Origin of the sequence: Paenibacillus sp. FSL W8-0187 (genome assembly GCF_037969755.1) — a bacterium.
GTDB lineage: Bacteria > Bacillota > Bacilli > Paenibacillales > Paenibacillaceae > Paenibacillus_AQ.
Genome location: NZ_CP150206.1, coordinates 1,411,893 through 1,432,048, shown reverse-complemented (window position 1 = coordinate 1,432,048; position 20,156 = coordinate 1,411,893). Strand labels below are relative to the sequence as shown.

The window sequence follows — 20,156 nt, the reverse complement described above, 5'->3', positions numbered from 1 at the left end:
ATATTCATTGCTTTCCCGTTTTATTGTAGAATTTTGTATAATAAACTCATACATTTTGCATTGGTGGTGACTGAGATAGGTTACAAAGCAAGAACTATTCAAATATTTTTGCCTGATGGTTCACCTAGAGGGATAAAAATAGCAGAGATTACAAGTCGTATTGTTAGGGCAACCTTGATGCCCAGAAACAGATTAAATGATGCGGGACAACGCGAGGAAACAAAAAGTGTAGGCTTATATTTTTTGTTTGGCCAAACAGATGATCTAAAACCTCAAGTTTATATAGGTGAAGCGGAGAATTGTTACTTAAGAATTAAACAACATAACAAAGAAAAAGACTTCTGGGATACAGCTGTTGTCATTACAACGAACAATAACTCATTTACAAAAGCTCATATAAAGTACTTAGAATGGTATTGTTATGAGCAATGCATTGCAATAAATCGTTTCAAATTACAACAAACAATTCCCACTAAACCATATTTACCCGAACAAGTCATAGCCGATTTAATGGATATTTTTGACACTATAAAAATTTTGATTTCTACCCTTGGTTATCACCTATTTGAAGAGGTGCGAGGCTCAAACGAAAGCGACAATATATTACAAACTGATACATATTATTGTAAGTCTAAGGGCGTAGAGGCGCTTGGTCAATTCACTGACGAAGGCCTCGTGGTTTTGAAAAATTCACAAATGGTATTGGAAGCTGCTCCAAGCATGAAATCGTATTTGGCTTTAAGAAACAAACTGATTTCCGATCGAATTGTTGAAAGATCTACCTCACATTATATTTTTGTAAATGACCATGTCTTTAAATCCCCAAGTGCTGCAAGTGCTGTTGTTCTCGGAAGACCTTCGAATGGCTGGGCTGATTGGAAAGACATAAACGGGAAAACTCTCGATGAGATTAAGAGAGGGAATTTATAAATTGATGAACCATTGTTTGAATTTTATAGATCCTTAAATCTTAATACTGATTAATCCAAGTATGGTGTACTGGAAACCTAATCGATAAACGACAGGGCCTCCACTTACACCATACTTTGCCTCGAATTTTTATGGAAAAGGATGCTCTAGTGACAATGAATCCCTTCCCTTTAATAAAAGTGAAATAAGAGATCTAAGATCCCCCAATACCATGTGTAAATTGCTGAACTAGTGGCGGCTCATCAGGCGTGGACTCAGTAGTATGAACAGGAACATTAATAAAAATAACCACACATAATACAGTCAAAAATCTCATCATTTTTCTTTTCATTTTATTTTCACCTCACTGATTAGTGAATTATATCTATTTTGTATTTCCACAGATGCGACATGTCTGAACAGCTCAAAAGATTGAACACATTTCAGAATGGCGTCACCTTTATGAATATCAATAGCGACTGTTAAGCTATCTAATAAGTAAATTAATCCATCCTCGTTCCTTTGTCTGTTCAAATAATAGGATGCAAGTTCTATCAAAAAACGCGAATATCGATCTTCTCCCACTTGATGGGTGTATGTTTCCGACTTACCTTTTATCTCAGTAAGGGAAGAAATCTTGCTTCGAAATCTCTCTAATATATGATCTACGTTAAAATGATACTGATTAGCAGCCTGAAGAATCTTGGTCAACGCTGGAAGAATTTCGTCTTCTTTTGATTCAATATAAGCCACATAATCCGGCAAAATCTCAACCTGCCCCAGCATCAATTGGTACAAATATGTATTTGCTACTGCCCACATTTTATATTGCTCAATAATTCGACGAGCTTCTTCAGAATCCTCCTGAACCCAACTCAGTTCCGAATATAGTGATACATATCGTAACGCCTGTTCATAATCTCCTCGTTCATCACAAACACCCGATCGTAATAAATAGGAGTATATAATATATAGAAACAACGGACGTTTGGGTTCCTTCTGGAGACAATGCCTTTTAGTTTGTTCATATTTATATGTATATTGGATAGTTGCCTTTCGTCCCATCTTCTCTGCAAGTTCCTCAACCTTACCCCAATGTCGAAGAGAACTATAAATATTAGCCAAATCCTTCAACGCATCAAGTTGATCCACTTCATCTAAACGTTCGACGAATCCTTCAAATTTGGTAGCTGCCCGAAGATTTTTTTCCTGGTCATGACCTAGTGAGATTGTAAACAGTCGATAATGACATAGAGCTAACCGCTCGGAATGTTGATATTTCTCACTTTCAGCTACGGATTCAAAAATAATTGCGGCTGCTGAATTTTTACCCTGATTAAACAAATCCTCTGCTGTGTCAAAAAGCATCGGCACATAAGCTAGATTATCCGTCATGTATCGAACAACCATCTGAATTAACTCCAGCTTATCCAGTTCGGCACAGCGGTACAAAAACGGCTTTAGTCTTCTCCAATTCAGCGGATAAGCAAAACATTCATCTGCATACAGCTCATAAAAGCTGCCTTCGGGAAGTCCCATCGCCGATACCATTCGATCTAATTGCTGCACAGCAATGGGCCGTACACCCTTAATAATAGTGCTTAGCGTCCCTGAGTTTATTTTTGATTGTTCCGCAAATTGATTTATAGTTAATCCGGTCTTTTTCAGGTGAACATCCAATTCTGATCGTATCGTGGTTGTATGTATCAATTCAACAACCTCCAATAAGAATATCCGCATTCGGAACATCCATAATTTAGTACATCCATATAATAATAGTAATAGTATAGATTAATTTAACGCCTGTCAATTAAAGTATGAAGCTACTTCCCGCACAAAACCTACTTTGTTAGGAAGCACCTTTGGGAATCATCCACAACTATATTTGAATATATTTACAATTTATCAAATAGACCTTCCAAGAACCATAGCCTTTTAAGGACAATAATTAATATAAATAAACCTTTTAGTGACTCCAATATTGACTGCCTTTTGTCTACACTTCTTATATAAGAGGAGTCGATATATATGGATAAACCGATTGCAGAGAGATTGGGTATTGTGATAAGAGAAATAAGAAAAAGCCAGAATTTAACTCAAGAGGAGCTTGCCGAAAAAATCGAGTCCTCATTTAGCTATATAGGTAGGCTGGAAAGAGGAGAAGGCAATTTCACCGTGCAAACCCTCGAAAAAATTACAAAAGCTCTGAACCTCGACTTCTTTGACTTTATATCATTAGGTAAAAAAGATAATGAGATCATATTAGAAATTAACTCGCTGCTATTACAGCAGGATGAAGAAAACCAATTAAAAGGATTGAACATCCTTAAAGAGTTGTATCGGAAATAAAGAATGAACATTACAAAAGATATCTATCTTCCTTCCTTATACTTCAGCATTTCAATACGCTCTAACTAACTCCTGATTATACGGGAGTTTTTTTGCTTTACCGAATTGATACTTGAATAAAAAAGAGAGAGCTTGTTTTGAAAAAAGATTGATCAAAACAAGCTCTCTTATTCATTGAATCAGATTTTCTTAAAACTTTAGCTTTACCTTTTAAGAAAGGATATTATTCCGTTTGTTCTATCATTTTCCCCTTCGTTTGTTTGATGCGAAAATTTCCTGACAAGTACAATCCGAAAAGCACAACGATGGTGGCTACGACTGAGTACCACGTAAGCGGTTCACCCAGTATGATGGCTGCCAGGATATAGCCCGCGACAGGATTTAAAAGTAGCCAGTTGTTTGCTTTAACGGCATCTTGTTTCAATAAATAAAACCAGAGACCCATGCTAAAAATGGAGAGACCGAAGACGGACCAGATCAAGTATTCGACTAGATGCGCGTCCACATTGACCGGATTTCCAGACTCTAGGAAGAGAGCCGGAATCATAATAATCATTCCGCCAATGAATACCTGCCAAGCGTTGATCACAAGATTAGGCAACTGAAGATTGGCCTTTTTAAAGACGAGACTTCCAACAGCCATCGAAACCATCGCCAAAACAAGTAATAAAATGCCGCTTAAGGAGGCATGACTGTTTGCCAACGATGGGTAGGTTGCGATGAATAGACCTATGGCGGAAACAGCCATACCCGTCCATTCTTTTGCACCAATGTTTTTCCCCATGAAGATTAGAGAAAAAAGTGCAAAGACAAAAGGATTGATGGGTAGAAAGAGATTGAATATCCCGGCGGAAATGGTTCGAAGCGCTAAGTTGCCTAGACCAACAAACAACGAGGTATTCAGCAAACCCAGAAGCAGTAAAACGCCCCACTCTCTTTTGTTAGGTAAAGGGTATTTCCCCTTTCTAAATCCATAAATAAAGACCAGTAGCAGCACCCCGGCGATCAGAAAACGTAATGTGGCTAATGTTAATGGAGACGCTGAGAGCAGACCAATTTTCATGATAATGGCCCCCGAAGCATATAAAACCGTAAAAAGTAACCCAATGAACAACCCTTTCAAATTCATGACTCAACATCCTTCTCTCTGTTCATTTTGTGCCGTTCGAACCTTGCCCAAATGAATTGAACTTAACACGGGTTTATAATAGAATATATATAAAGATTTGAGAAGTACGCATAATTTTATTATATAGTATTAATTATTGAACTATTGGGAGGGATAAGGGATTTGAGCGATGGTAAACATAAGAACCATGTGATTCCAAGTACAGAAGGGTGTCCTGTTGAAACAACTCTGGAAGTTATCGGGGGAAAATGGAAAGGTATTATTCTCTATCACCTCATTGAGGGTCCGAAAAGATTTAGTGAATTCCGCCGCCTGTACCCGGCCATTACGCAGTTCATGCTCACGCTGCAGCTTCGGGAGCTTGAGCGGGATGGCATTATTCATCGCGAAGTATATAAACAGGTACCACCTAAAGTGGAATATTCGCTTACTGAATTCGGAAAGACATTGGAACCGATCATTTTATCCATGAAGAGTTGGGGAGCAACTTATAAAAATAGAATTGTTGATATTCGTTTACAATCGCAGGATCCTGAAGAGGATGGTCAAAATAGCCAGAGCGATGGCTAAGCGACCTATTAAAAATCCAGAATCAGAAAATACAATTCAAAACCAAGCACCCTTTTCAACAACAGGTCAAGTTCTTCTAGCGATCTAAGGGTCTACTCACATCTACTCGTTATTGTGGCTGCACTCTATTGTATTGACAGGTATAGCAGCCAATGTTATGATTCAACGTATCATTTATGAGGAGGCTCGTGATCTATGTTACATTCCATGCGTATAAGATAAGTTGGCAATAAAAAAAGCGGATTTTCCAAACCACAAGTGTGGGCTTTTTTTGAGCTGCTTATTTCCTGCGTATGTAGACATAGATTGCGACACGGTTAGCTTGTTTGCTATGCCTTTGTATCGCCATCTTCTCTCGTTATCCATGCAGATTTAAGCCCCATTGTGGACTCGGATCTGTATTTTTTATTGCCAAAAAACAGCCGGACGATAAAAATAGCAGAAAAATAAATATGTAAAGGGGCAGATCTTATGAGATCCATGCATTGGTACTTCTTTATTTAAACCTCTCTTCTTCAATCGCAGGAGATCCTGCGAACAGAAACTGCGATTTTTGAAGGAGGAAACAATATGGAATTATTGATGAAAGCAAAAGATATGGTTGTGGAATATTCGGGGCGCGATGTTCTGGACATTGATGGACTGGAGCTTTACGACTATGACCGAATCGGTCTGGTTGGTGCGAACGGAGCAGGAAAAAGCACACTGCTAAAAGCCCTGCTGGGGGAAATTCCTTTGTCCCATGGTACAGTCATTCGGGAAGGCAACTTCAGTTATATTCCCCAATTGGATGATGTCATGGTACAAGAGATTCAAGATTACGCTTTAATCGGCAAGCTGGGAATTGAGAGCTGTGAAGCGGAGAATATGAGCGGTGGTGAAGAAACACGGCTAAAAATAGCCCAGGCCCTCTCCGGAGAAGTGCACGGAATTTTTGCTGATGAACCGACGTGTCACCTGGATCGGGATGGCATAGACTTTCTGATCCACCAGCTTAAATATTTTTCCGGCGCCTTGCTCATCATCAGTCACGACCGTTATTTCCTTGACCAAGTCGTCGACAAGATCTGGGAGTTGAATGAGGGGAAAATCACGGAGTACTGGGGCGGATATTCCGATTACTTGCGTCAGAAGGAAGAGGAACGGCATAGCCAGGCTACAAAATATAAGCAGTTTACTGCGGAACGGGAGCGGCTGGAGAAAGCCATTACCGAAAAGCTTAACCAGGCTCGAAAAGTGGATCAAAAGGCCAAGGGCGCTTCACGAAAAAACAGCTCCGAAAGCGGAGGCCGCCTGGCTCATCAAAAATCGACGGGCAGCAAACAGAAAAAGCTCCATAATGCCGCTAAAAATATGGAGCATCGAATCGAAGCGCTTGGTGAGGTGAAACCCCCTGAAGCCATGCGAACCATCCGTTTTCGGCAAAGCAAAGCCTTGGAGCTTCATCATCCGTTTCCGATTACCGGGAAAGACATTTGCAAACAGTTTGAGGGCAAGGAGATATTCGAGGAGGCCTCTTTCCAGTTTCCATTGGGTGCCAAGATCGCAGTCACCGGTGCGAATGGATCTGGCAAAACGACGCTTCTCAAGATGATACTCCATCGTGAACATGATATTTCCGTATCCCCTAAAGCGGAAATCGGTTATTTTTCCCAAACGGGTTACAAGTTTGACCGTGATCAGGGGGTTATGGAGTTCATGTTGGAAGACAGTGATTATGAGGTATCGGAAATTCGAGCCGTTCTGGCATCGATGGGATTTTCTCAGCAGGACGTACGCAAGGCATTATCCGTGTTGAGCGGCGGAGAAATCATGAAATTGCAGCTTGCCAAAATGCTGTTAGGACGGTACAACATCCTGCTGATGGATGAACCCAGCAATTTTCTGGATCTTCCTGCGGTGGAAGCACTGGAACAATTAATGAAGAACTATGCGGGAACGATCATTTTCATTTCGCACGATATCCGTTTGATAGAGAATGTAGCCGATACCGTATATGAAATCAGGGACAAAAAAATCATTCAGAGGGCTTAACGACTGTTCGGGTCTTCGAGTGGGTAAGCGGGGTTCAAACACAAAGAAAAATTTGAAGACAGCACCAATTAGGGCACCCATATGGGTGCCCTATTTCAGTTGCCCCAATGGCCACTGGCGAATCTCAAACAGCCCGTCCTATCCAAGTCCTTCGAAAACAACGCGCAAACTTATGAACCGATTGAATACAACGGTGGTGCGGCAGAGCAGCTTTGCTCAAATGATGGGCAGCCACCTCTCCGACTGTGTTGCTACTTGTCTAAACGGGTTTGAAAGTTGGTATTTGTAGCATAACCACTTAATGATTGTCAAACAGGACATCCGCGGTGAGCTGGATGTGCGCTCTAAAGATCTGTACAGCACGATCACTGTCGCGGCTAAGAATTGCATCTGTTAATGCCTTATGTTCAGCGAGGCCATCGCGAACTTGCTGTTTAGGGGGCGAACAATGTCGATAAAATTCGCTCAAATCCCAAAGGTTGCTGCAGATATTCAGGAGAACCGGATTGGGACATGCAGCTATAAGTTCGTAATGAAATTGACGGTGGATCTCGGACCACTCTTCGCGAACGATAAGCTTTTCATTTACTTCCTTGTGCTCAGCCGTCTGCGATAATTTGTGATGAACGGCGATTACATTGGACTCCCATGTGAGATCGCCATAAGCGATGGATAGGCGTAAAGCTTCGGATTCATTGATTAACCGTGCTTGTATGATGTGATTCAGCTCTTCTTCCGACGCCGTCTTTACTGAAAATCCGTGGTTAGGGTTTTGCTGTACAAGACCTTGGGTCGCCAATCGGGTCAGCGCTTCTCGAACAACGGCAACCGAGACCTCAAAATCTCTGGCTAATTCCGAAACTTTCAATGGAAAGCCGGGTTCATATTGTCCAGTTAGAATATCGGACTGTAGTTTCTTCGTGACATTCTCGCTTAAGGTGGACGAACCGTTCCTTTTGGCCATGAAGCAGCACCTTCCTTCATGCACATTATAATTATCCGTATTTCGATAGTTTACACCGAAATTTATAAAAAAACAAAGACTAAATTCAATAATGGACACATAAAACGATTATACTTTACAGAATCGATTATGTTGTGTATTATCGACATTGTAAAATAAAAGGAGGTAATATACAGTGAACAACAATCCATTTTCCAAGTTGCCAGAAGTCGCAGTCTTTCAATTGACGAGTAACGACATTGCGGAGGGCCTTCCTCTACAGCCCCAGCAATACTCGGAGATGTCAGGATTGGAAGGCAGTAAAGATCTTTCGCCCCATTTGAAATGGTCGGGTGCACCCGAAGGGACAAAGAGTTTTGCCGTAACCGCGTATGATCCGGACGCCCCGACCGGATCAGGCTTGTGGCACTGGGCCGTCATCAACATTCCTGCCAGCGTCACCGAACTGCCGACCGGTGCAGGTGACGAGCATAGCAGTGGTTTGCCGCAAGGCTCCTTGCAACTGCCGAACGATTTGCGACTTGAACGGTTTATCGGTGCGGCGCCTCCAGCGGGACACGGCCCTCATCGGTATTATTTTGTCGTTCATGCGCTGGATGTCGAGAATATTGGCGTCGCCCCTAACTCCACACCGGCTCTCCTTGGATTCACCATGCTGAGCCATACGCTGGGAAGAGCCGTTCTCATGGCAACAGGGGAAATCAAGTAATCCAAGCTGTTGAGGCATGGGAGACGATGGTATGAAAAATTTTGGTGTTCGTATACAACAAGAGCTGAAAAGTCTAATGCTCCAAGCGACGCAGCATCAAAATATATGCCCCAAGTGCCAGCAGCCCATTCTAGTTTTGAAGCATACGATCATTTGCGGCTGTGGGAGCAAGATCAAAAACAAATTCAAATTCAAATTGTCCAAAGTAACAGAAAAGTCCTCAATTTTGAGGACTTTTCAGTGTTTTGGCGATGAGCATCTACCAAGCAAAGTATTTAAAGCACCCCCCTGCAATGCTGTTTTATCCTATAGAAATGAGGCATTCCAATGCAATCCAATCAAAGCGTTCAAAAAAATAACAGAGAGTTATTACTTGGTTTACTTGTCTTTACGCTCATTATTTCCGTCATGAATGCAACCATGTTTAATATTGTACTTCCTAATATCAGCGAACAGTTTCAACTTTCTCCATCGCAAGCGAGCTGGATCATCACAGGCTATATGATTGTATACGCAATCGGCTCGGTAACCTACGGAAAATTGACAGACAGATACAGCCTGAAGAATTTGTTGACGTTTGGCCTGCTACTTTTTGCAATTGGATCTATTGTAGGCTTAGCGGCTATTCAATATTGGATGGTCATTGTGGGTCGAATTGTGCAGGCAGCTGGTGCATCGGTCATTCCAGCGATTGCAATGATCGTCCCGGTTCGTTACTTCTCTCCTGAAAGCCGCGGTCGTGCGTTGGGTACCGTTGCAATCGGATTTTCACTCGGTTTGGCAATGGGTCCGATCATTGCTGGAGTGGTAAGCAGTACGTGGAACTGGCGGGTTTTATTTGTAATTTCGCTTTTATCGTTGCTTACGTTACCGATGTATCGGAAATATTTAGATGAAGAAAAGGGAGTTTCCAGAAAAATCGACTTTATTGGCGGATTGCTTTTAGCAGGCACAGTGGCCATTCTGTTACTGGCTTTAACAAACGGAAGTATCTGGTTTGCCTTGGTGGGTACTATTACTCTCATTTTTTTCTTATTACGTATACGATACACTTCGACGCCATTCATTAACCCGGCTATATTTCGAAACAAACCTTTTACATTTGGTCTAATTATTACTTTCGTAATGATCGGGATTAGCTTTGCCATTCCATTCATTACACCTCAGTTGCTTTCTTCTGTAAACCATTCGTCACCTGTTTTCATCGGAATGGTTATGTTGCCGTCATCTTTAATGGCCGCATTTTTGGGTCGGCGCGGCGGCAAATTAGCAGATGAAAAGGGAAATCCGTTCCTTGTTTATACAGCAGCGGCACTTCTTCTGATTGGCTTTATCTCTTTGTCTTCCGTCGTTGGCATGCCGCCAGTTTTTATTGGGATCTTTCTTATTTTCGGTGCTGTTGGTCAATCGTTCATGCAAATTGCGATGTCGAACACCGTTTCACGAACGCTATCAAAAGAGCATATAGGAGTAGGTATGGGATTATTCTCCATGATCACTTTTATTTCTACGGCAACATCAACTGCTGTTATCGGCAAGATACTGGATTTGGGCACATCGACCATTCGCTTAAATCCGATACCACAAAATAGCACGACTATCATCTATAGCAATATTTTTATGGTGCTTGCCATTCTTATCGTTGTGGTAGCTGCGTTTTATTATGTACAGTTTGGGCGTGCAGTTAAAATGGATGCGGACGAAAAGATGAATAGCGAACCCGTTACTTCGAAACGTTGATATTGAAATGCCCAAGTCAGATCGGGTTAGTTGTACGCAAAAAACAGAGCGCTGATAAAATCAGCGCTCTGTTTTTTCAGATTATTTTTTGAAAGTCACCTTTTTAGATAATCCATCTTCCAGGTTCATTTCACCTTTATGGCGAACGAATACATTTTGGTTTCCTTCAAATTTTGGAGGGTTCTTCGGATCATAGTCAACCCAGCGACTATTCCCATTCCCTTTTCCATTTCCATTTCCATTCACAGAGTACTCCATGTACTGGGTAGCACCAATAAGCTCATTTTTCTCATCATCAGCTTCAACATGAGGTGGTAATTGAGCAACCGTACCATGATGCACACCCAGCTCTTTAATAACTTTATCTGTTTTATAATCATACGCTTTTATTTTCACATCATTTCCGTTCACTTCAACCTGAAGTCCCTGTTTAAAATCAATGCCGGTTTGCACTTCGCCACCATTAGGACCTGCCGATGCCCAGCCCATTTGAATACCAGCTGTGTTCACAACAGTAAAACCACGCTTATCTCCACCTTCAACTACCTTTTTACCTGCCCAATCCGGAAGATTCAGATCCCAGTGACTGTGGCTTGTAAAGAGAATGACTTGTGGGTAATCCTTTAAGATTCCTTCTAATTTATCCTGGTCTAAGTAATCACCTGTGTAGGGGGATTGATTGGAGCCTGAAATACTATCCTTGAGGACATGATGACTAAAGAGAAAGATGGGTTTATTGGGATCATTCTTTGAATATTCTTCAAGATTCTGCTTTAACCAATCAAGCTGCTCATCACTAAGATAAACCTCATCCCACAAGGATTTATCATGATAATGCATATATTTTTCGGTTCCTATGAAAAGCAGCGGATATCCGTCTAACTCTTTTTTATGATAGACTTTCTCTTCGCCCGTAAAGTTATAAAAATTTTCGAACATTTCGGATTCCGGCGTATTATTCGGCCACGTGTTTTGCGCTAATTTGTTCGGTGTTGCCCATTTCGGTTTATAAAACTCATGATTTCCTATGCTGTACCAAACATGTTCTGGACGAAGATTACTATCTAACACCTGTTGTACGGCTTGATATTCAAAGTCCCACCCTCGGTCTGTAATATCACCATTCACGATTAATGCTTTTGAAGCAGGGTTTACCTGTTTCATATCGTTAAGCACATGCTTAAAGTCGTTGTAATCCCCTTGAATGTCACTAATGACATCAAAAGTAAGACCTGGATCTTTGGAGAATAGAAGCTCATCCAGTTTTGCTTGCGCTGATCCTGAAAAAGCACCCATATTGAAAATAATAGATGTTGCCATAATGCTTGTTAGTAGCTTCTTCACAATTATTCCTCCTAGTTATCATCATTTCAGAATATCATCCGCAAAACGATATAAGTTTCTATCATATTGTAAACAGGAAATATTAAGGTAATATTCTACTGGAGTAAATAATGAACAAAAAAATGTAAATAAACCAAAGCTGTAGCAATATTTATATAAAATAAAAACACATTCGAATGTGAATGTGTTTTTTATAACTACTCCTGATAAATATGTGGAAATCGTAGTAAATTAATTATCTTAGATACTTTTTCTGGTATTGACCCAGCTTTGTATTTATAATGACAGCCATTTTCTTTTCTGAATAATTGATCTGTACCATTTTCCACAAATACCATGTCAGGGTTAAAAGCCATCAACATATTGCCGAATATATTAAACAACACTTCTAATCCTTTATCGAATGATTTCCCAAATAATTGGATTCAAATCTCTGCATTAACAACATAGTGAAGTTTAACAAAAAAGAGGGGCTCTCCGCCCCTCTTTGCTAGTTCCGCCAATGCGTCTCCGGTTTAATTGTCCATTCGCGCTAACAGTGAATAGTGCTCCCATGTGTAGGGGAAGCTGATTCAACACATAACAAGGTGGGAAGGGGCCGGAAATCAGTGCCTTCCCGCTACGTAATATCGTTTAACTTTAACAGGATACGGCCTTAACTTCTCCGCTTTCTTAAAACTTCGATGTGCTTGATCAGCATAAGCAGCAGCTCACGATCCAGCAATTCATTTGAGGAAGTTATTAGGTAAAGTAAAAACTAGTTATTGTTGCTATCTGTTTCTTGTATACCCGGTATAATTGAAACTGGTGACGAAGACCTGCTGTATCCATCTTCATTCCTCGCAACCACCCGAATGTAATATTTCGTTCCGTTTACTAATTTGGTCACTGTTTTGTTATTATCAATTGCGGATCCAACATACTGATAGGGGCCCTCTTCCGAAGTCGCAACATTCACTTCATAATTGGTTGCATTATCCACTTTATCCCACGTAACCATTGCTTCTTTGTCCCCTGGTACTGCTTGAACATTTATAGGCGTGCTCGGCCGGATTAAGGATACCTCATTTGAGTTCGGGCTCGTTTCCGATCCGTTCAATGCCGTTACGACATAATAATAATCCTTATAATGATTCTCATCACTGTACGTCTCTTCATCTAGATACCCTAACCAAGGTCTTTCCTGAACAGTAGCAATAGTTGTATAAGGACCCCCAGGTGTCTCGGATCGTTTCACTTCGTAATGAGTCGCTCCCGGAACCGAGTTCCAATATAAAGAAATCGGTCCATCTACTATCTTTTCAAGATGCGGGGCATTTAATGACTGATTTATACCCGGTATAACTGAAACTGGTGACGAAGACCTGCTGTACCCATCTTCATTCCTCGCAACCACCCGAATGTAATATTTCGTTCCGTTTACTAATTTGGTCACTGTTTTGTTATTATCAATTGCGGATCCAACATACTGATAGGGGCCCTCTTCCGAAGTCGCAACATTCACTTCATAATTGGTTGCATTATCCACTTTATCCCACGTAACCATTGCTTCTTTGTCCCCTGGTACTGCTTGAACATTTATAGGCGTGCTCGGCCGGATTAAGGATACCTCATTTGAGTTCGGGCTCGTTTCCGATCCGTTCAATGCCGTTACGACATAATAATAATCCTTATAATGATTCTCATCATTGTACGTCTCTTCATCTAGATACCCTAACCAAGGTCTTTCCTGAACAGTAGCAATAGTTGTATAAGGACCCCCAGGTGTCTCGGATCGTTTCACTTCGTAATGAGTCGCTCCCGGAACCGAGTTCCAATATAAAGAAATCGGTCCATCTACTATCTTTTCAAGATGCGGGGCATTTAATGACTGATTTATACCCGGTATAACTGAAACTGGTGACGAAGACCTGCTGTACCCATCTTCATTCCTCGCAACCACCCGAATATAATATTTCGTTCCGTTTACTAATTTGGTCACTGTTTTGTTATTATCAATTGCGGATCCAACATACTGATAGGGGCCCTCTTCCGAAGTCGCAACATTCACTTCATAATTGGTTGCATTATCCACTTTATCCCACGTAACCATTGCTTCTTTGTCCCCTGGTACTGCTTGAACATTTATAGGCGTGCTCGGCCGGATTAAGGATACCTCATTTGAGTTCGGGCTCGTTTCCGATCCGTTCAATGCCGTTACGACATAATAATAATCCTTATAATGATTCTCATCACTGTACGTCTCTTCATCTAGATACCCTAACCAAGGTCTTTCCTGAACAGTAGCAATAGTTGTATAAGGACCCCCAGGTGTCTCGGATCGTTTCACTTCGTAATGAGTCGCTCCCGGAACCGAGTTCCAATATAAAGAAATCGGTCCATCTACTATCTTTTCAAGATGCGGGGCATTTAATGACTGATTTATATATGTTATTTCATTTATGGCTACCCATGAATTACGACCATCAATATTTATTTTAATCGCATCGTAGTTGCCTGGATTAACTGGAATAGACTCCAGTACAACAGGTGTACTTTCGGCTGAAGCAAGAACATTTCTTATCGTAGGCTCACTTATTTGTGTCCATAATCCATTTTTGAATCCAAAGACCGTGTACTCCTCATCCGTTGTGGGAGTGGCAACTGCTGCTAGTTGCACTGCAGAAATATTCAACTCCGTTGGGAAATCAAGTTGCAGCGTTGCTTGGTATGTTGTTGCGTTCCATCTTGTTTTTAAATCTTTATCGATTACATTTGCGGGAATATACGAATCCGCTACGCTGCTAGCTGTTGCGATAGTCCCGCTTGGGAATGAATTACCCTGCATTTCTTTTACGGATTCCCCATAGGCATAAGTATCTAATAATACAAATAATAGAATAAAAATACTTAATCCTGTAATTTTTTTCATAAAATTTAATCATCTCCTTTTTATATTATAGACTCTCTTTTATTATCGGATATCTCGAAATTCTTCTTAATAGTAAATTATTTGAATCTTTAGTCTTGTATAGTAAGATTAAAGATTCAAATTAAGACTCTGGAAGTATCTAAGGCCTGAAAATAAAACCTACATACTGTTGATATAAATACTCTGTCATCATCAGCAACTCATACTACGAATCTTGTCTGATAATGAGGAATCAAAGTAGTTTCTAAATGTTTCACCCATACTACTGTTATCCTCATAAACGTAGTAATATCTTACGAAATTTAATTAACTGCGGTATATCCGTAGCTTTTCGAAACAGCACGATTGGCTTCCTTTCTGTTCAAAATTATTCAAATATAATACCATATAATAGAATTAATTTAATTGTCTCGTTTTATAGTTTGCAGAGTGTCAGGCTGGATGCGTTCGGTCATTTGAGCCAACTGCAAACTGTCTTTTGGATGTAGCCCCCCCATTGTAATCATCCTCTCCCTAGAAAAAAAGCCCTCTCCATCAAGAGAGGGCATACCCAAATTAACTTCACACACATTTTCCCGTTCCAAACTAGTAGTGAACAGCATTCCACATATGCGTATGCGAGAACATATCCACCAGCGTAACCCTACCGTCCGATACCCACCATTTCATGCCGCAATGCAGCTGATGCTCGCGGCGAAAGCGATGGGGCCCAGATAATTGTTCTTGTCATTTCATTATTATCCTTTTCTTTTTCTTCCTTCTTATTTCTTAAGCAGATTAAAGAGCGCCTCAAGCCGTATGCTATGATTGCATGACTCGCAGGAATATTTCCCTTTCTGGTTTTCCTTGAAATTTTTATATCCCGTGCTTCCTTCGTACAGCCGAAATGTCTTCTTGCAGCAAAAGCACTCCACCACATAATAAATCAACATGCTCTCTCCTCCTTGGGAGCGTTCTTATTTGCGCGTGGCGTGATCAAAGATCGTAATCAGTTCCTGTACATAAGCCTTTACGTGAAGATCGGGGTTTCTCATCAATTCCAGGCTGAATCCATCGATGGCATGCCCGATAGCGAGCGCCATGACTCGGGAGGATAACGGGGTGAATTCTCGAAAGCTTCCTTCCTTCGCCCCTGCATGCAGAATCGCCTCAATCGGTTGAAACACACCTTCATCCGTATCCGCCGAAAACCGAGGCTTCCCCTCCTTCGTCCTCATGCCCGTCACGATTTCCACAACGGCAAAAACCATCTTCCGATGATCCGCGATAAACTCCAAATTCGCTTCAATATACTTCTTGAGCCTGTTTTTCGGAGAAGCTTCGTCACGCAGGATTGGCTGCATAAAGGACTCAAAGGCGATATAATACTCCGTCACCACCTGCTCCAGGAGCTCATCCTTGCCTGCAAAATGATAGGAAATCACCCCTTTGCTAACGTTGGCACGCTTGGCGATTTGACCTATCGAAGCTTGGGCATAACCGTCCTCGGCAATGGTTTCGATCGCACATGCCACGATCTGCGCACGGCGGGCCTTCTCAATAAAAGACATTTCCTTTTGGTCATTCATTTTATTTTTAGTATTCATGGTTATATTTTAGTACGATCGTACAAAAAAATCAATAAAAAGCCTGCCCATCTTTTCGGAAATGGGCAGGCTTCCGCCTGAACTCATATAGATTGCTGGATCCTGACCGTCCGCGATGCAAAGTAGTAATCCGCGCTACATTATTTACGCAGGCTCAGATTTGCTCACGCGGTCCGTGATCACTGCGATTGCTCCATCTCCGGTTACATTACAAGCCGTTCCGAAGCTGTCTTGCGCAATATAGAGGGCGATCATGAGCGACGTCAGCGTTGTATCGAAGCCCAGCATGGACTCCAGCAATCCGAGTGCTGCCATGACGGCACCTCCAGGGACTCCTGGAGCGGCAACCATCGTGATGCCCAGCATCAGAATAAATGGGAACATCATGCCGAGGGAAGTTGGCATCCCCGTCAGCAGCATCACGGCCATCGAGCAGCTTACCAGCGTAATCGTGCTACCGGATAGATGTATGGTTGCGCACAGAGGGATGACAAAATCAGCGACCTTCCCGCTGACCCCGTTCAGCTTGGTTTGACGCAGCGTAACCGGAATGGCAGCGGCAGAAGACTGCGTACCTATCGCCGTAAAATAAGCCGGCAGCATGTTCTTCAGCATGGCAAACGGATTCTTGTGCGTGACTTGCCCCGCAACCAAGTATTGTATGATCAGGAACAGCACATGCAGGACAATGATCATAATGAATACTTTGGCAAAGACCGACAGGATCGTGGTCACTTGCCCGCCATAGGTTAAGTTGGCAAACACGCAGAGGATATGATACGGCAGCAGCGGAATGATGATCGAGGCGATCAGCTTCTCCACAATCTCCCGGAAATCAACCATGACCTTCTGCAAGGTTTGTCCCTTGATTACAGCCGCTCCCAGCCCAAGTGTAAAGGCTAGCAGTAGAGCAGTCATTACCCCGAAAACAGGCGGCATGTCAACTTTAAAAAAAGGCTCCAGCAGCGCCTCTTCCGGATTGGAGTAGGAATTAACCAGACCACCAACCTCCAACATATACGGATACAATAGCGTCGCTGCCAAGAACGCCAACAGCCCCGCGATAACAGTGGAGAGATAAGCAAGGCCCGTGGTCACGCCCAGCAGGCGACCGGCCCCTCTTCCCAGCTCCCCGATCCCGGGAGCAATAAATCCGATGATAATTAAAGGTATGGCAAAACCAAGAAAGTTTCCAAACAACCCGCTAAAGGTAGCTAATCCGGCAACCAGCCATTCCGGTGAGAACGATCCGATCGCAATGCCGAGCAAAATGGCTATAAGGATTTTCGGCAGCAAACCGAGTTTTTTCATGTTCATGCTGTTATCACCCACAGATCTTATTTCCGTTTATTGTCCACTCCAAACGGACACAATCCATTGGACATGGAACGAACAAACTTTATCATATTCTGGATATCATTGTCATTATGCAAAATATGACAACGTAACATACCAGTAACAGATCAGATGACAGAGATGGACACCAAATAAATAATGTAACGGCGAAATGCCTACTCCGATTCAAGCATGCACAAAAAAATTGAAGCCAGCCCCGCTCATTTCTGTGTAGGGGCTGGCTTCATTGGAATGGTTCCATAGAACCCTAATATGATGAGATAACGGCAGGATTAATTCCAACAGATCAGCCATTATCCTTCTGCTATAAGCCAAGCTCTTTGGCTACTGTTGCCCACCGAACCAATGGCTAGGTGAAGTCACTCGGTGGCTTGAATTAATGCACCTGATCGAGCAATTGGTAGGCCTCTTCCTTGGTGGTCACCGCCAAGAGCGCTTCTCTGAAATCATCGTCCATCAGCTTGCGGGACAACATTTGCAGCACTTTCAAATGTGCATTCTGTTTACTATTCCGCGGCACGGCAATCATAAAGATCAATTTGGCTTCACTGCCATCCAGACTCTTCCAGTCAACACCATCCTGCTGGATACCAAAGACCACGCTTGGTTTCAGGACAGCATCCGATTTACCGTGAGGAATCGCAATATTCATGCCGATGCCTGTGGAGCTTTCTTGTTCCCTGGCTAATATGGCCTGTTTAAAATCTCCATCAGCTCTTACCGCCCCATTCCGCTCCAATACACCGATCATTTCGTCAATAACAGCATCCTGTGTCGTTCCGGTCAGATTCAGATTAATAAGATCCATTGTTACAATGTCTGTCAATTTCTCGACGCGGATAGCAGGTGCTTCGGTTGCTGTATCGTTATGGGTCACGGTTGAAGTCACTTCCGCTGAGTCCGCAGCCACGGGTGCAGCTGTGTCTGCTGCCAACTCTTTACGTGCACTGGCCGGTGTTTCTTTCGCTCCTTCTCCAACAACTGCCGGAGTCACACCTGCAACATCTTTCTTGAGCAGACTCACCATGATAATGGATACAGCTGCGCCGCCTATGACAGCGAGGAAGAACATCAACACATTATCAACGGCACCGAGTACGGCTACAATCGGTCCGCCATGGGCTACTCTGTCACCGACATTACCAAACATTGCAATCATCGAACCCGTCATCGAGCCGACCATGATACTTGGAATAACGCGTAGAGGATCTTGCGCCGCGAATGGAATCGCTCCTTCGGTAATCCCGAACAGTCCCATTGTAAATGTTGCTTTTCCAGCTTCGCGTTCCGCAGGTGTAAACTTCTTTTTGTTCATCATGGCTGCCAGTCCCATCGCAATCGGAGGAACACAGATGGCAACGGCAATTTGTCCCATGATCACATAATTTCCCTCACCGATCATGGCCGAGCCGAACAGGAACGCAACCTTATTCACGGGACCACCCATGTCAAAAGATATCATCGCGCCCAGAATAAGCGCGAGCAGAATCGAACTTGTGCCCTGCATGCCCGCGAGCCAGACCGTTAACGCTTCAAACAGATTCGCAACTGGCGCACCAACTACAAAGACGAAGATTAACCCTACAATTAGAGAAGCCAGTACCGGAATAACGATAATGGGCATAATCGGCTGCAACGACCGAGGAACCTTGATCTTTTTAATAGCAAGTGCAACATAACCCGCCAGGAAACCGGCAATAATCCCGCCGATGAATCCCGCTCCCGCTTCACTTCCATAAAAGCTGCCGTTCGCAGCAATGAACCCGCCAACCATACCTGGTGCAAGACCCGGTCTGTCTGCAATACTCATGGCGATAAATCCCGCAAGAATCGGAACCATAAAGGTAAACGCAGCCCCGCCGATACTCTCAATCGTTTTCCAGATCGAATCTTCCGGTATAACCAGTCCACCCGGCGTTTTCACACCGCCCATCGTCAGTGCGACTGCGATGAGCAGCCCGCCGATCACGATAAACGGCACCATATAGGATACACCGTTCATCAAGTGACGGTAAATCGGATTTTGTTTAGGTTTGTTCTCTCCTGTCATATCTTCAGCTGACTTGGACTGTGCCTGATAAACTGGCACATCCCCTTTTATCATCTGTTGGATTAGCTCTTCTGGACGACGGATACCATCCTGCACACCAACGACAAGCAGTTTTTTACCGACAAACCGGTCCTTCACCACCGTTTTATCCGCAGCGATAATAATACCATCGGCTTCACGGATATCCTGCTCCGTAAATTGATTCTCCACGCCAATGGAGCCTTGAGTCTCGATCTTCAACTCAACGCCCAGCTTCGCGCCTGCCTTCTGCAGATTCTCAGCAGCCATATACGTATGTGCAATTCCGTTAGGACATGAAGTAATCGCTAATATTTTCATGATCGTCATTCTCCTTTGCTCTCATGTTCCCGCTTACATTTATAGTGTACAGGCTAAAAACGCTGTTATCGGATGAACTTTTTACCGGAACTTCCGGAAAAACAGGTTTATATCGCAATAAAATGTCCCCACCAAGTGGAGCCTCTACGATGCTTATTCCAAATAC

General features: G+C 42.7%; 15 protein-coding genes. 6 read left to right on the top strand and 9 right to left on the bottom strand.

Annotated elements, in window-relative coordinates:
* Window positions 1–33 precede the first annotated feature (33 nt).
* On the top strand, window positions 34–930 hold the full coding sequence (locus tag MKY48_RS06245; protein ID WP_339292520.1) for a GIY-YIG nuclease family protein: 897 nt from the start codon (window positions 34–36) through the stop codon (window positions 928–930).
* Between the two features lie 327 nt (window positions 931–1,257).
* Here MKY48_RS06245 and MKY48_RS06240 read toward each other — a convergent pair whose 3' ends face one another.
* Window positions 1,258–2,619: a helix-turn-helix transcriptional regulator gene (locus MKY48_RS06240; protein WP_339292519.1), complete on the bottom strand. Its 1,362-nt coding sequence runs from the start codon at window positions 2,617–2,619 to the stop codon at window positions 1,258–1,260.
* Between the two features lie 318 nt (window positions 2,620–2,937).
* Between MKY48_RS06240 and MKY48_RS06235 the strand changes: the two genes are divergently transcribed.
* Entirely contained in the window at window positions 2,938–3,258 is a 321-nt protein-coding gene (locus tag MKY48_RS06235) for a helix-turn-helix transcriptional regulator (protein ID WP_339292518.1), read from the top strand.
* Window positions 3,259–3,481: 223 nt separating this feature from the next.
* Here the strand turns inward: MKY48_RS06235 and MKY48_RS06230 are convergent, their stop codons facing one another.
* Window positions 3,482–4,387: a DMT family transporter gene (locus MKY48_RS06230; protein ID WP_339292517.1), complete on the bottom strand. Its 906-nt coding sequence runs from the start codon at window positions 4,385–4,387 to the stop codon at window positions 3,482–3,484.
* Window positions 4,388–4,549: 162 nt separating this feature from the next.
* Here MKY48_RS06230 and MKY48_RS06225 point away from each other — a divergent pair, with 162 nt between their 5' ends.
* Window positions 4,550–4,957 carry a helix-turn-helix domain-containing protein gene (locus MKY48_RS06225; RefSeq protein ID WP_339292516.1) on the top strand — a complete coding sequence of 136 codons (408 nt, stop codon included), beginning with the start codon at window positions 4,550–4,552 and terminating at the stop codon, window positions 4,955–4,957.
* Window positions 4,958–5,527: 570 nt separating this feature from the next.
* Window positions 5,528–6,991, top strand: coding sequence for an Msr family ABC-F type ribosomal protection protein (locus MKY48_RS06220; protein WP_339292515.1), 1,464 nt, complete (start codon window positions 5,528–5,530; stop codon window positions 6,989–6,991).
* Between the two features lie 298 nt (window positions 6,992–7,289).
* Here MKY48_RS06220 and MKY48_RS06215 read toward each other — a convergent pair whose 3' ends face one another.
* Window positions 7,290–7,955 (bottom strand): GntR family transcriptional regulator, encoded by a 666-nt coding sequence (locus tag MKY48_RS06215; protein ID WP_339292514.1) that lies wholly within the window; start codon window positions 7,953–7,955, stop codon window positions 7,290–7,292.
* Between the two features lie 175 nt (window positions 7,956–8,130).
* On the opposite strand from MKY48_RS06215, the gene MKY48_RS06210 reads away from it, so the two are divergent.
* Window positions 8,131–8,664, top strand: coding sequence for a YbhB/YbcL family Raf kinase inhibitor-like protein (locus MKY48_RS06210; protein WP_339292513.1), 534 nt, complete (start codon window positions 8,131–8,133; stop codon window positions 8,662–8,664).
* Between the two features lie 327 nt (window positions 8,665–8,991).
* Complete coding sequence (locus MKY48_RS06205) at window positions 8,992–10,404, top strand: MFS transporter (protein WP_339292512.1); 1,413 nt, start codon at window positions 8,992–8,994, stop codon at window positions 10,402–10,404.
* A gap of 81 nt (window positions 10,405–10,485) precedes the next feature.
* Here MKY48_RS06205 and MKY48_RS06200 read toward each other — a convergent pair whose 3' ends face one another.
* From MKY48_RS06200 to MKY48_RS06175, 6 genes are all read right to left on the bottom strand, one after another.
* Window positions 10,486–11,748 (bottom strand): DUF4073 domain-containing protein, encoded by a 1,263-nt coding sequence (locus tag MKY48_RS06200; RefSeq protein ID WP_339270907.1) that lies wholly within the window; start codon window positions 11,746–11,748, stop codon window positions 10,486–10,488.
* A 757-nt stretch (window positions 11,749–12,505) separates the two neighbouring features.
* The gene (locus MKY48_RS06195) at window positions 12,506–14,659 is read right to left on the bottom strand and encodes a fibronectin type III domain-containing protein (protein ID WP_339292511.1); all 2,154 of its coding nucleotides are present in this window, start codon (window positions 14,657–14,659) and stop codon (window positions 12,506–12,508) included.
* 761 nt (window positions 14,660–15,420) lie between these two features.
* Window positions 15,421–15,591, bottom strand: a complete 171-nt coding sequence (locus MKY48_RS06190; RefSeq protein ID WP_339270905.1) for a hypothetical protein — start codon at window positions 15,589–15,591, stop codon at window positions 15,421–15,423.
* A 24-nt stretch (window positions 15,592–15,615) separates the two neighbouring features.
* Window positions 15,616–16,245 (bottom strand): TetR/AcrR family transcriptional regulator, encoded by a 630-nt coding sequence (locus MKY48_RS06185; protein WP_339270903.1) that lies wholly within the window; start codon window positions 16,243–16,245, stop codon window positions 15,616–15,618.
* 144 nt (window positions 16,246–16,389) lie between these two features.
* Window positions 16,390–17,556 carry a dicarboxylate/amino acid:cation symporter gene (locus MKY48_RS06180; RefSeq protein WP_339293474.1) on the bottom strand — a complete coding sequence of 389 codons (1,167 nt, stop codon included), beginning with the start codon at window positions 17,554–17,556 and terminating at the stop codon, window positions 16,390–16,392.
* 421 nt (window positions 17,557–17,977) lie between these two features.
* Window positions 17,978–19,990, bottom strand: coding sequence for a PTS fructose transporter subunit IIABC (locus MKY48_RS06175; RefSeq protein ID WP_339270901.1), 2,013 nt, complete (start codon window positions 19,988–19,990; stop codon window positions 17,978–17,980).
* Window positions 19,991–20,156: the final 166 nt, after the last annotated feature.